The 12,978-nt window shown below is 33.7% G+C and carries 10 protein-coding genes and 2 pseudogenes; 6 read left to right on the forward strand and 6 right to left on the reverse strand.

The genetic code is table 11. The features are described from left to right. The 4 genes and pseudogenes from ACJ5GX_RS05000 to ACJ5GX_RS05015 all read left to right on the forward strand — a co-directional run. Positions 1 to 138, forward strand: a pseudogene (locus tag ACJ5GX_RS05000) (S26 family signal peptidase); the annotation flags it as partial. Then, a pseudogene (locus ACJ5GX_RS05005) lies at positions 128 to 403 on the forward strand (pentapeptide repeat-containing protein); the annotation flags it as partial. The pseudogenes ACJ5GX_RS05000 and ACJ5GX_RS05005, both read left to right, overlap by 11 nt. Positions 404 to 438: 35 nt before the next feature. Further along, positions 439 to 1,047: a guanylate kinase gene (gene gmk, locus ACJ5GX_RS05010; RefSeq protein WP_007302097.1), complete on the forward strand. Its 609-nt coding sequence runs from the start codon at positions 439 to 441 to the stop codon at positions 1,045 to 1,047. Positions 1,048 to 1,291: 244 nt separating this feature from the next. After that, positions 1,292 to 3,340, forward strand: a complete 2,049-nt coding sequence (locus tag ACJ5GX_RS05015; protein WP_007302098.1) for an ankyrin repeat domain-containing protein — start codon at positions 1,292 to 1,294, stop codon at positions 3,338 to 3,340. Here ACJ5GX_RS05015 and sdhA read toward each other — a convergent pair. Next, positions 3,312 to 5,111: a succinate dehydrogenase flavoprotein subunit gene (gene sdhA / locus ACJ5GX_RS05020; RefSeq protein WP_012481881.1), complete on the reverse strand. Its 1,800-nt coding sequence runs from the start codon at positions 5,109 to 5,111 to the stop codon at positions 3,312 to 3,314. The two genes, ACJ5GX_RS05015 and sdhA, sit on opposite strands and share 29 nt — an antisense overlap. Positions 5,112 to 5,319: 208 nt before the next feature. Continuing rightward, positions 5,320 to 5,730 (reverse strand): zinc-ribbon domain-containing protein, encoded by a 411-nt coding sequence (locus tag ACJ5GX_RS05025; protein ID WP_007302100.1) that lies wholly within the window; start codon positions 5,728 to 5,730, stop codon positions 5,320 to 5,322. Positions 5,731 to 5,768: 38 nt separating this feature from the next. Here ACJ5GX_RS05025 and dapD point away from each other — a divergent pair, with 38 nt between their 5' ends. Beyond that, complete coding sequence (gene dapD, locus ACJ5GX_RS05030; RefSeq protein WP_052264857.1) at positions 5,769 to 6,611, forward strand: 2,3,4,5-tetrahydropyridine-2,6-dicarboxylate N-succinyltransferase; 843 nt, start codon at positions 5,769 to 5,771, stop codon at positions 6,609 to 6,611. On the opposite strand, the gene ACJ5GX_RS05035 is transcribed toward dapD, so the two are convergent. Together ACJ5GX_RS05035 and ACJ5GX_RS05040 are read right to left on the reverse strand one after the other, a co-directional pair. After that, positions 6,612 to 6,893 carry a DUF2610 domain-containing protein gene (locus ACJ5GX_RS05035; protein ID WP_052264858.1) on the reverse strand — a complete coding sequence of 94 codons (282 nt, stop codon included), beginning with the start codon at positions 6,891 to 6,893 and terminating at the stop codon, positions 6,612 to 6,614. It abuts the gene before it with no gap. Then, entirely contained in the window at positions 6,894 to 7,286 is a 393-nt protein-coding gene (locus ACJ5GX_RS05040; RefSeq protein WP_007302103.1) for a hypothetical protein, read from the reverse strand. A gap of 82 nt (positions 7,287 to 7,368) precedes the next feature. Between ACJ5GX_RS05040 and ACJ5GX_RS05045 the strand changes: the two genes are divergently transcribed. After that, on the forward strand, positions 7,369 to 8,499 hold the full coding sequence (locus ACJ5GX_RS05045; protein WP_495292768.1) for a class I SAM-dependent methyltransferase: 1,131 nt from the start codon (positions 7,369 to 7,371) through the stop codon (positions 8,497 to 8,499). Between the two features lie 810 nt (positions 8,500 to 9,309). On the opposite strand, the gene ACJ5GX_RS05050 is transcribed toward ACJ5GX_RS05045, so the two are convergent. Next, a complete protein-coding gene (locus tag ACJ5GX_RS05050; RefSeq protein ID WP_010406927.1) occupies positions 9,310 to 10,650 on the reverse strand; it encodes an ankyrin repeat domain-containing protein in 1,341 nt (446 codons plus the stop codon). A gap of 242 nt (positions 10,651 to 10,892) precedes the next feature. Next, positions 10,893 to 12,683 (reverse strand): AAA family ATPase, encoded by a 1,791-nt coding sequence (locus tag ACJ5GX_RS05055; RefSeq protein ID WP_096097183.1) that lies wholly within the window; start codon positions 12,681 to 12,683, stop codon positions 10,893 to 10,895. Positions 12,684 to 12,978 lie beyond the last annotated feature (295 nt).

The following is a 12,978-nucleotide window of genomic DNA, read 5'->3' on the forward strand; positions in this document are numbered from 1 at the left end:
CATTCAGAGATAGATATAATAGTTTTCAAGCCCACAAGAAATGACAGCATTAGATTTGTTAAGCGGGTAATAGGAATACCGGGCGATAAAGTGCAAATGATAGAGGGGGAGTTATATTTAAATGATCGATCTGCAAGAGAAAATATCGCAGGGTGAAAAATTTGATGTAAATTATTCTTACTTTGAGTTTAAAGATATGAATTTAGAAAATGCTATTTTTTCTAATTCAATATTAAGCAGAGCAAAGTTTGTAAACGTTAATTTGAATAAGGCAAATCTTGAAAAAGCCGATTTACGTTATACTTTCTTTGATAATTCCTCTCTTATTGATGCCAATTTATCAAATTCTAATTTAGAGGGCTCTAGTCTTTTAAACTTTGATTTAAAAAATACAAAGTCTTAAAAAAGCTCTATAATGTACTTGTTAAATAAAGAAAAATGACCGTAAAAAATGAGGGCATACTACTGATTCTATCCTCTCCTTCTGGAGCTGGAAAAACTACTATATCAGAAAAATTACTTGAGCAATCAACTGATTTAGTTATGTCTGTTTCTATGACTACACGCAAACCTCGTCCCGGTGAAGTAAACGGAAAAGACTATTTTTTCGTTACTGAAGAAAAGTTTCACGAACTATGTAAGGCTGGTCAAATGCTTGAATATGCCAAAGTTTTTGAGAATTTTTACGGTATACCAAAAGATTTTATAGAACAAAACCTGAGCAGTGGAATAAGTGTTTTACTGAATATAGATTGGCAAGGAGCATTTCATTTGTTTGAAATCTTAAGAGAAAAAGTTGTAAGTGTTTTTATACTACCTCCCTCAATGGAAGAGCTTAGACTGCGTCTACAAAGGCGTAATAGTGATGATGAAATTGAAATAGAGCGTAGATTAGCCGAAGCGCAAAAAGAGATAAGTAAAAGTAATAAATATGATTACGTAATAATTAATGATAATCTTGATAAAAGCGTAGAAGAGATAAAATCAATACTAAGTAAAGGAATGCTTAAAAAATTAGAAGAAAAATCAAGTTTGAAAGATCTATAAAAATATTTGTTTATCTCTTTTAGCAGCATTCACGTTTCACAGTTTAGCCACATTTATTATTTTTTAAGATAAAATAGTTAAAATAGTAGACAAGTGCTAAAGTGGGGATTTGACTATGACAATAGATTTTCTAATAGAAACTAGTTTTCTGCCTTTTCACCTATATTTCGATAACATCTAGCTCAATTTAAAAGTTTAATACAATTCGTTAACGCCAAATAGCTTTTAATATTGAGGTTTTAATATGAGTATAGATTCAAGTGTATTAGTTAGTAATGCAAATAAACTAGACAAATGTATAAACAAAAATGAAAAACAAGATAAAAAAGACAAGCAATTGTATAATATTATAGAGAGAAAGGTAAAAAAAGAAAAACATAAGCATGAAAAACCAAGAAGTCGAGATGGAACACTCAAGGAATGTAAAAGGTTATTTAAGGAAGGCGCTAGTCCTGAAGTATTAACTAAATTAGAAGAATCGCTTAGAGAACAGGAAAAATATCACAGATATTATGTCCAATGTTTCCTTCCAGTGCTAGGTGAAGTAATAGAACGATCGAAAAGAATATCAAATGAAACAAAAAAACAAGTAATTTCTGAAGTCACTAAAAGTTGTTTTAGTAGGTACAGCGAACAAGACAGTGGCTACGGTAGCGATTTTGAAGATGAAATAAACGGAATATCAGATTCTGATAGCGATTTTGAAGATGGAATAAACGGAATATCGGATTCTGATAATGACGTTCAATTACTAAATGCAATCCAAAATGGAAACAACAGGAAATTTAGAAAATACCTAAAAGATTGCACAAATATCAGTGGCATAACAGATGAAAAAGGAAATAATATTTTACACCTTATTGCATCGCTCAAAAAGAAACAAAAGCTTAAGTTTCTAGATACCTTGATAAAAATAGCTAACGAGAAAAATTTAGTACAACTTGTTGATAGTGAAAATCAAGAAGGAAAGACTCCTTTTCAGGTAGCACTAATTAACAAGATAATAAAAGGGAAACATGATTCTCACACAATCCAAGATAACGATAACACACTTAAGTTTCTTGCAAAATTGTTAAAGTATGGAGCCAAGCTAAGCTTACCTACAGAGGATTTAGAAAAATTATCTAAAAAGCAAAATGAATACTATCTTAAATTTTTAGAGAAATTGGCTGAGCGAAAACCAGAAATAAAAACAAAAGTTGAAGAAGTTATAGCCCATACCATAAATACTCCAGATAGTAATGATAATTATCAACTACATTTAGCAATTAAAGATAAAGATGAAAAATCTTTTAAGGAATTATTGAAAAAAGGAGCAGATATTAACCTTAAAGATGCAAATGGCAATAATGCTTTACACCATATTGCCTTGCTGAGAGGGAAGCAAAAAGTTACATGCTTGAAATTAATATCAGCCTTAGTAAAAGAAAGAAAAATATCTGAAGATAAATTAGATGAAGCTATAAAAGCAACTAACAGGCAAGGAAATACACCTCTAGAATTAGCACTAAAGAAAAAAGCAGAAAAAAAAAGTATCGAATACCTATCGCAAGAAACAATTTTTGATTTAGCAACTAATTATGATAATACAACAAAGTTTTGTGCAGCATTATTACAAAACGGTGCTAACCCTGATTCTTTATGGTTAGAAGATCCAGAACTCCATACTAAAAAGTACTATTTAACTTTACGAGATCTAAAAGATTGTTCAAGCACTCCACAGAAAGCACAGGAGAAAGCTAAAGAACTAAAAGAGAAGCTTGAGGAAAAATACCACTGTGGAACTGCTTCGAAAAAATGTCAATCAGGCATTAAAAAGCTAGGTTCTGGTGTAAAAAAAGGAGCATCTGTTGTATGGAAATGCATTGATCCGGGCAGGAGAGCTAGTGTATTGTTAGCAATCACAGTAGCAACTACTATTATTACAATGGTAACACTTTCTTGCTTTCAAGGACAAATTGCAATTGGAGCAGCGTTACCCATCATAGCTATAACAGGAGTGGTCTGTCTGATATTCACTTTGGGACTTAGCGGCATTAGGAAGTCTGTTAAGGAATTAACCAACGATAAGCAAAGCCGTAAAGATGATCACCTAGCTGCAAAACAACCTGAAAATATTACTGAACAACAAAATTTAGCTAACAACTCAGCAGAGCAAGAAGTACAAAGATCGTCAAATCAATCGGAGCATACAGAAAGCCCAGCTACTCAAATGAGCTATGTATCAATACTACGTCAATTTATAAATAAACCAGATGGGTTAACTAATAAATTCTCTTTTCCGGGGCGATGAAATCAATCTCATCGCTCAGAGTTTTTTCAGCAACTTTTTTATAGTCAATTTCTACACTAACTTGGCTTTTCTCTTCTTTAAGCCATGCTATAGTATGCTTCATCCAGTTTTTATCATCACGTTCAGGGAAATCTTCACGAGCATGAGCACCCCTGCTTTCCTCGCGATTAGCTGCGCATTCCATGGTAATAACTGCTTGTGGAATCATATTGGCAAGCTCCAGAGCTTCAACCAAATCACTATTCCATATCATACTACGATCTTCAACTGCAATGTTAGGCATCATTTTTGCTACTTCTTTTATAGCTTTTTTACCTTCCTCTAAAACTTCAGCAACACGGAATACCGATGCATATTTCTGCATAGTGTGCTGCATTTCACTTCGTATTTTTGCTACTTTGAACTCTCCGGAAGCAAATCTCATTTTATTAAATCTATCTACTATCCAGTCTGTGCAGTCTGAATGCAATTTTTTATGTGGTGTATCAGGTTTCAATTTTTCTTTTGCCCTAAGCGCGGCAGCTCTACCAAAAACCACAAGATCAAGAAGCGAGTTAGAGCCAAGTCGATTTGCACCATGTACAGAAACACATGCTGCCTCTCCTATTGCAAATAATCCTTCTACCACTTCTTCTTTACCTTTTTGCAACGTGATCACTTCCCCATGATAGTTGGTCGGAATACCGCCCATGTTGTAGTGAACAGTTGGAATAACAGGTATCGGATCTTTAGTAACATCAACTCCTGCAAAGGTTTTTGCTGTTTCACTAATACCTGGCAATCTGAGTTTGATCACTTCCGGATCAAGATGCGATATATTCAAGTACATGTGATCTTTCTTTGGCCCAACTCCCCTTCCCTCTCTAATTTCAATTGTCATTGCTCGACTTACTACATCACGAGAAGCCAAATCTTTTGCCTTTGGCGCATAACGTTCCATAAACTTCTCACCCTGAGAATTAACGAGGTACCCACCTTCACCGCGGCATCCTTCCGTCATCAAGCACCCTGAGCCATATATTCCTGTTGGATGAAATTGCACAAACTCCATATCTTCAAGTGGCAACCCAGCTCTTACCACCATGCCATTACCATCACCTGTGCAGGTGTGTGCACTTGTTGCAGAAAAATAAACACGTCCATAACCACCTGTTGCTATTACCACAAAATGTGCACGAAATCTATGCAACGTACCATCACACAGCGACCAAGCTATCACCCCACAGCATGTCCCTTTGTCCATAATCAAATCGATTACAAAATATTCGACAAAAAATTCAGCGTTAAATTTAAGACATTGCTGATATAGAGTATGAAGAATTGCATGCCCAGTTTTATCTGCTGCTGCACAAGTACGCTGAGCCGATTTTCCTTTACCAAAGTGAGTTGTCATTCCACCAAAGGCACGCTGATATATTTTTCCATCTTCCGTACGAGAAAAGGGTACACCAAAATTTTCAAGTTCAATCACAGCTTTGGCAGCATTTTTACACATATACTCTATTGCATCTTGATCGCCAAGCCAGTCTGAACCTTTTATTGTGTCATACGCATGCCAGCGCCAATCATCTTCAGCAATGTTGCTCAAGGCTGCACTAATTCCGCCTTGTGCTGCAACTGTATGACTCCGTGTAGGGAAAATCTTAGAAATACAGGCAACTGAAAAATTAGTTGCAGCCATTCCAAGTGTTGCTCTAAGCCCTGCTCCACCTGCACCCACTATCACCACATCATACTCATGCTCTATGATTTCATACGCTGACTTATCCATATCCACTTATTTTATCATCACAGGCTTATAATATCACAGAAGTAGAAAAAATCTATACAAGTTTTCTGGATGTAAGCTTCTGAAACAAATCTATAGTAAACGATGTAATAACAACCATAGGGCGTCATGAAAGTAGCTGAAATTGGAATGACACTATCATAAAGGAATAAGTGTAGTTATTTGCATAACATTGATGACTTATGCCTATTTAATTAGATCTAAAATTAGATAGAAAAAGGTAATCTTGATAAAACTCATTTACAACAAGTTCTCTCGCACTTGAATTTTCCGTTTGCACTTTTTTGTATCCTAATTTATGGCTTATTGAATCTTTATATGAACTAACTGCTTTATATATCTTACTTACCTCTCCTGGAAAGATACCACCAACAATTATAACGCATAACCCTGCAACTGTTGCAAAAGCTAGAGTTAAACTTTGCCTCCAGTTAGCTTTTTTTTCTTGTATACCAGCAGGGCACAATTCACTTGACATTTCTTTTAGATACTCATGCCACATGTGATTGCAGTTTGTACATTTCACTTTTCTTCCAGATTCACCTATTTGCCCACGAGATACTAAGTAAGTTTTAGTACAATTATGACATTGTATTTTCATAGTGCTTACGTATAAAATAATATAAATTTGATATCAATATGTATATAATAAATGAAAAATTTGCAACTAAAAAATTACAAGATGAGATAGAAAATATTTGGAAAGATAAAGAAAAACTTAACGACTATAATCTAAAACACGAAGCAAGATTAATAATCAAAGAGGTAATTGAGTTACTTGACAGTGGTAAAATTAGAGTAGCAGAAAAGCTATCAAGTGGAGAATGGATAGTACATAAGTGGATAAAGCAGTCAATATTATTACATTTCCTCACTGAGGAAAGCAAAATAATAGACAACACCAATTGCTGGTTTGACAAAATCGGTAGTAAGTTTAGTGAATGGAATGAAGAAAAATTTTACCATTCAAAAATTAGAGCAGTTCCTGGATGTTTTGTCCGCCAATCTGCTTACATAGGTAAAAATGTTGTTCTAATGCCAAGCTTTATCAACGTTGGTGCATACATTGATTCTGGCACAATAATAGACACTTGGTCAACAGTTGGTAGTTGTGCACAAATAGGAAAAAATTGCCATATTTCCGGTGGAGTGGGAATAGGCGGAGTTCTTGAGCCCATTCAAGCTTCTCCAGTCATTATAGAAGATAATTGCTTCATTGGAGCGCGCAGTGAGGTAGCCGAAGGTGTTATAATAAGAGAAGGATCAGTCCTTAGTATGGGGGTGTTTATTGGAGCATCAACAAAAATTATTGACAGAGAAACAAGCAAGATATTTTATGGTGAAGTACCACCTTACTCTGTAGTTGTACCAGGATCTACTCCACCTAAAAACAACATTTCAACCTATTGCGCAGTTATAGTAAAAAAAGTGGACGAGAAGACGAGATCAAAAACTTCTATAAATGAAATATTGAGAATCTAACTACTTACCGTCACTTTTTTTATCATTATTACTAACTATAGTAATGGCATATGCGCATAATTCTGGAAAAGAGATCCCGTTTTCTTGAGACAGCTTGTATAATTTTTGCAAACTTTCTTTAACTTTATTAGGAATGTTTCCTCCACGCTCCTTTGCAAGCCATGAATCTTGATGGTGAATTGGATGAGTATCACCCTTTGGATTTCCTATATATACTGCAAAAGGTGCATTCTGTCCTTTGAAATCACACTGTACAGTAAATTTTTTTATAGACTCAACCATTTAAAGACCTCTACTTTTCTTTTTAACCGATTTTATAGAAGATACAAGAGGTGGTTTTTTGATAAAATCTTGCCTATTAAACACACTTTCTTTGCCTTCTAAAGCTCGACGAACATCGGCTCTGCTTAGCTGTGACTCTTTTGCTACCCTCATTCCATGCTTTACCATAATATTAGTATATGCTAACACTTTTTTTACTAACTCTAGATCACCATTCAACATTTGAACCAATGCTTGAAATACCTCCGCTAAAGTTAATCCATCAGCACTTACAACCTTATTTTCTACAAAATTGATAGCTTCTTTAAATTTATATTCAATACCATCATCTTGAGGTATAAGGGTAACATAATCCGTATCTTGATTGTCCATAACCAAAGGAATACTACTCATATGTTTTTAAACTTATATTATATATATAAATACTCCACTATTTTATAGTATGGCACGCTATAGTTAAATGTTTATTAATAATATGCTCACTTATATACACGAATTAATTGATAAAAGCCAAGGATCAATATCTATCAGTGATTTTATGAACGCTGCTCTATATCATAAAGAGTACGGCTATTACATGAATAAATTACCACTTGGCAAAGATGGTGACTTCATTACTGCACCTGAAATTAGTCAGCTATTTGGTGAAACAATTGCAGTGTGGATAATGAATACATGGGAAAAATTAGGAAAGCCATCAAAATTTTCTCTAGTTGAACTTGGACCAGGTAAAGGAACACTCATTCATGATGTAATAAGAGTCACCAAAAAATATAGCTGTTTTTTTAGCTCAATGGACATTCATCTAGTTGAGATAAGCCCTATTTTACAGAAAATACAAAAGGAAAAATTAAAGGGATTAGATATTAATTGGCACACAGATGTCGACAACTTACCAAATCAGCCAACTATTTTTTTTGCAAATGAGTTATTTGACGCCCTTCCAATTGACCAATTTATTTATCGTGATGGGCAGTGGTATGAAAATAGAGTAATAAAACAAGATGATGGCAGTCTTTCATTGTCACTCCAGTGCTTAACCAGACCAAAAACTGGATTCCAGACTGGAATGACAGGGGGTTTCAATGGTGCAGTAGTGGAAGTATGCCTAGCCGGAATCGAAATATTAAAGAAACTTGAGAATAAGATAGTCAATAACGGAGGAGCTGCCCTGATTATAGATTATGGTTATGTATATCCTGAATATAAGAGCACTTTGCAATCGATAAGGCAGCATCAGTATGCTAATTTTCTTGAAAATATTGGTAACAGTGATATTACTGCACTTGTAAACTTTCAAGCGTTAAAAGATTCATTAAAATACTTAAATTGTGAGATTTTAACTCAAAGAGAATTTTTATATTTGTTTGGTATAAAGGAAAGAGCGCAAGCTTTAATGGAAAATGCAAGTAATGAACAGAAGAATAAGATCTTCAGTGAATTTTTAAGGTTAACTGAAAATATGGGTACTCTCTTTAAGGTAATGCTGATTCACCATTTGTGGTCTTGTGTAGTTCTTATGTTAAACATACAAATACTAAAAAATTTACAGAATAAAAAAGGTAAAAAAAACGTATCTGTTCAGCAGAGTAGCAAAATAAGATAGACAGATAAGACTATCATAGGAACAAATAGGTGTCATGAAAGTAGCTGACACTGGCACGACAACAAAAAAGTTACTCAAATGACACCCTTTTGATGCACAATTTTTGGTGCATCACGTACTGATTTTCATCCAAGACGATGTCATGCAAGTAGCTGACACTGGCATCCAGCCTTTTCGCGCAAAAAACGTTGTAAAGTGTTTAGTTGGATCCCAGCTGGAATGACACTTGGTTATGCAAGAAATCTATTGTCAAAAAAATTACTTCCGCATATTTTGAATCTGATTATAATGACAATTAGAGATATTTTAAGAGCTCAAAATCTATCTTTGTCTGCAGACTTTCAGTTAACTTTTCAATAAAAAACGTAGCGTATCTTTTTCAGCGGTCTGTCATATGTGCGCTGCATTTTTTTCTAATCTTTTTATACAGGAGGATTTTATGTCCAGAATTCCAGATACTTGACCTTTACTTTAGCTAATAACAGGCGCCTGTGATTTTTATAAAGAAAGTGTAGGAAAAACTGTTTCCAGGCATAAATTTGCCATGTATACCTAAAAAGTAATTATATTAGCATAATATTCATACTTATATGCCAATATTAATATTCTTTGAATGGAATACGAAATTAATGTTGAAAAAATATGTACCAAAAAATTTATGTGGGATCTATGCCGAAGCTCAAATTGCATGACACCATTTATTTTTATGGTTTTGTCTATTTTATTTTGCCACTCTGCTAAACGGATACATTTAATTCCATTTTTATCGAGCAGATAATGTCATATATTAGCTTAGTTCTCCTGTTATACTTAAATATAAATCAGCATAGCCCTAATTTTTTTATATATTTTACTTCTTTCTCTATATTTAATAATAGGCTTGAAAATAAATGGTAAACCTATAATTGTTAAGCTTAGAGCTAGGATTGAAAGTACACAAAAGGCTTTGTGTTTACTATGTAGCTCTTTCAAGTAAAGCATCAAAAACCTACAAAATTTTTTGTAATTTTCTTCAATATTTTTTTTGCTATGAGCCTTGTCAATAAACATATCTATTGCAGTATAATCATTACTACAATTAATTGCCCCTTTTTCTATTAATAGCTGAGCTATATCAAAATAATCCTTTTGAATAGTAAGATGCAGAGGTGTAAAACCTTGTTGATCACAAATATTCATATTGGCTTTTACTGCTAACAACATTCTTACAATTTCTACATGGCCTTTTTTAGCTGCAAGTAGCAGAGGAGTTCTGTTGCATCTAGTGACGGCATTAACGTTTACCTTAAGCTCCAATAAGAACTTAACTGCTTTAGTATCACCATTATAGCTAGCTTTATGTAACCTGGTGTTACCGCTACAATCTTGGTCATCTGCTTCTATTCCCTTTGAAACAAGAAATGTTACCATTTGCCTATTATTATGCTTAATAGCGCAATCCAGTGCATCAAAACCATGTTTATTTTTTGTGCAAATAAACTCTTTTAACTTAGCTTTTGCTTGCTTTACAATAAGCTTTACCAGTTGCATTTTGTTGTTATATGCTGCTAGAAAAAGCGTAGTATTATTTTCTGCATCTTTTGCTTCTATGTTTGCACCTTTCTTTATCAGATATTCTATAATCTCTGCTCTACTTTCATAATGTGTAGTACATTGATAAATGGTCAAAAATAAAGGAGTACGAAAGTTGTTATCTTCACATTCAAGATTTGCTCCGCTATCAATTAAAATCTGGACGCTCTTTTTAGAACCGTATAATGAAGCTATGTGAAGAGGAGTATAGCCTTCCTCAGCATCTTTTTCATTAATTTTTGCGCCTTTTGTTATTAAAAAATCCATTAATTCTGTGTCATCTTGTAGTGTAGCAAGGTGAAGTGGAGTAAATCCATTTTTATCTCTAGAATTAATTGTCAATTGATTAACAAGAAGTTTAGCAATTTTTTTGTGTCCATGCATAATAGCATAATGCAGTGGATTTCTATTTTCATTGTCCACAACATTAAAGTCAGCTTCGTGCTCTAATAATGATTTTACTCCAACTAAATCGCCTTCTTTTGTAAACTTATGCAAGAGAGTGACTCCGCTTACATCTTTTGAGTTAATATCAAATCCACTTTCTACCAATTGATGTATGTCTTCCTCACACGCCATACCATTTTAATTAAACCCTTTTCGCATTAACAATACTCCCACTTAATTAAGTTTGAATGAATCTGTAAGAGAGATATAAACGTTAGGGAGATTTGCGATAAACGGTAAGAAAAAGGGCAGAAAGTCAAAATCTATCTAACACAACTAAATTTTACCTGCTTTTTTTGTACTCTATCTCTACTTTTGCATTTACATTTGCTGAATCACTTTCCTGCTTTACAATAAGGAGATCCATATGTTTTCTATGTAGCTAAGTAAGAAGAATCTTTGCTCGAACTTGTACATTTTGAAATATTTTTACAAAACTCTATAAAATCATTCACTGCCTCGTTCTCATTCTTAACCTCAACCTTTTTAGATTTAAGATCTTTAAGTACATTATTGAAATCATCCATGTTCACTGTCACTTTTAGGTCTTCATCTTCTGACTCTTCTTCGCAAATCTGATCTACAGCATGAAGTTTTGCTTCATTTACCAAATTTTCTAGATCAGCTCCTGAAAAACCATTAGTTTCTTCTGCAAGTTTTGCTAGATTTACATCTGGTGCCATTGGCACTTTTTCCGTATAAAGACCCAATATTTTTTCACGTAGGCTTTTATCTGGTAAAAGAATTTCAATATGTTTAGAGAGGCGACCTGATCTAATTACTGCTTCATCTAAACTTTCTAGACGATTAGTTGCAGCAATGATTGTCACGCCTTCTATAGGATTAAAACCATCAAGCTCGCATAAAAACTGATTTACAATTCGGTTGTGTTCTTCATCACTTCGTCCACTATTACTACGTTTTGTACAAACAGCATCTATTTCATCTATAAAGACTATGCAAGGAGCATTTTCTCTCGCTTTTGCAAAAAGATCTTTTATGTAATGCGCGCTGTGTCCAGCATATTTTTGCATACATTCAGATCCAGAAACGCTAATAAATTTAGCACTAGCTTCACATGCAATTGCACGAGCAATAAGAGTTTTACCATTTCCAGGTGGACCGTATAAAATATAGCCTGTTGGCATTTTGCAACTTAGCATTTCAAGAGCTTTCTTCTTCTTCTCTGATATATGACCACAAATCATTTTTAACTCTTTTCTTACTTCCTCTGAAACAATAACATCATCAAGTGTTACTTTTTTCTGCTTGTCTGGATCAACTATCTCTATTCTAGAAGAGCCTTTTATTGCACAAACAAGATCATTTAATTTTTTTGAGCGCGTTGCTTTATTAACCGATTTTTTTTCATCACTCACTTCTTCAATATTTATTATGTTTGAATCTTGCTCGTTTTTAATCTCATTTTTAGCATCCAATTCAGCCGCTTTGTACGTAATATATTTAGCTATAGATGCAAATGCATACAAAATACTTACACACAATAACACCTTTAATACAGGCACATCAGGTACAATTAAATTAACCGCAACAATTGATGTTGCCATAGCAGCACCTAACAACAACATTGAGCCAAAAACGATATAACCTTGAATTTTCGCTTTTTTCAGCTGCATTAAGTATCCAGAGCCATTAGGATGCTTGAATGCATAAATATTCACTGGAGTTTTACCATGAAAATTCTTTAACCAAGGATCTGCATTTTTTCTTATTAGAATTGATATTGTTTTTCTACTTCCATTATCTGCAGCATAATGCAAAGGGGTATTGCCCTCTTTATCCATTACATTAACACTTATTCCTTTATTTAAGAAAAATTCTACTACTTCAACATGACCATTTTCAGCAGCTAAATGTAAAGGAATCTTCTCGCGCTTACTATCTTTCTTATTAACATCAGCTCCTCCTGCTACCAGGACTTTTGCTACGTTTTCAAAGCCACCTCTAGCAGCTACGTGCAACAATGTAAGTTCTTGACTAAATAAATGATTTACATCAAATTTAACTTTCTTCCACTCTTCATGTAGATCTTGATTCTGTTTCTCTAGTTCTTCTTGTATTTCCTGAATTATATTATCTTCATTTAAATCTGTCTTATCGTTAATTATACTCAGTACTTCTGCTAGTAATTGATCACTTGTCATAATCTCATCTTTAATCTTAAATGATATATTTAATTATTATATAATTAAAATAAAAATTCAATATTTGTTTTAAACAAGTTAATAATTGGATTGTGAATAGCAAATTAGATCCAAGTAGCCCCATCTCACACTACTGTCATCCCAGTGCCCAGACACCAGCCTTTCTTACCAACAAAAACTTAGCATAACTTTTGTTCTCAAAAAATTTCTGGATTCCAGTGGGCTTTGTTGCACAGCTCTTCGGATAGTGGGTAATGTATAATAAATTCATGAAGCTATATCAAACTTAGCCATG

This window comes from Wolbachia endosymbiont of Tuta absoluta (genome assembly GCF_059414725.1).

Bases quoted from the DNA above. Each gene is read 5' to 3' on its own strand.
- sdhA (WP_012481881.1), bottom strand. From the start codon at position 5,111: ATGGATAAGTCAGCGTATGAAATCATAGAGCATGAGTATGATGTGGTG.
- gmk (WP_007302097.1), top strand. From the start codon at position 439: ATGACCGTAAAAAATGAGGGCATACTACTGATTCTATCCTCTCCTTCT.
- ACJ5GX_RS05055 (WP_096097183.1), bottom strand. From the start codon at position 12,683: ATGACAAGTGATCAATTACTAGCAGAAGTACTGAGTATAATTAACGAT.
- ACJ5GX_RS05045 (WP_495292768.1), top strand. From the start codon at position 7,369: ATGCTCACTTATATACACGAATTAATTGATAAAAGCCAAGGATCAATA.
- ACJ5GX_RS05025 (WP_007302100.1), bottom strand. From the start codon at position 5,730: ATGAAAATACAATGTCATAATTGTACTAAAACTTACTTAGTATCTCGT.
- ACJ5GX_RS05035 (WP_052264858.1), bottom strand. From the start codon at position 6,893: ATGGTTGAGTCTATAAAAAAATTTACTGTACAGTGTGATTTCAAAGGA.
- ACJ5GX_RS05040 (WP_007302103.1), bottom strand. From the start codon at position 7,286: ATGAGTAGTATTCCTTTGGTTATGGACAATCAAGATACGGATTATGTT.
- ACJ5GX_RS05015 (WP_007302098.1), top strand. From the start codon at position 1,292: ATGAGTATAGATTCAAGTGTATTAGTTAGTAATGCAAATAAACTAGAC.
- dapD (WP_052264857.1), top strand. From the start codon at position 5,769: ATGTATATAATAAATGAAAAATTTGCAACTAAAAAATTACAAGATGAG.
- ACJ5GX_RS05050 (WP_010406927.1), bottom strand. From the start codon at position 10,650: ATGGCGTGTGAGGAAGACATACATCAATTGGTAGAAAGTGGATTTGAT.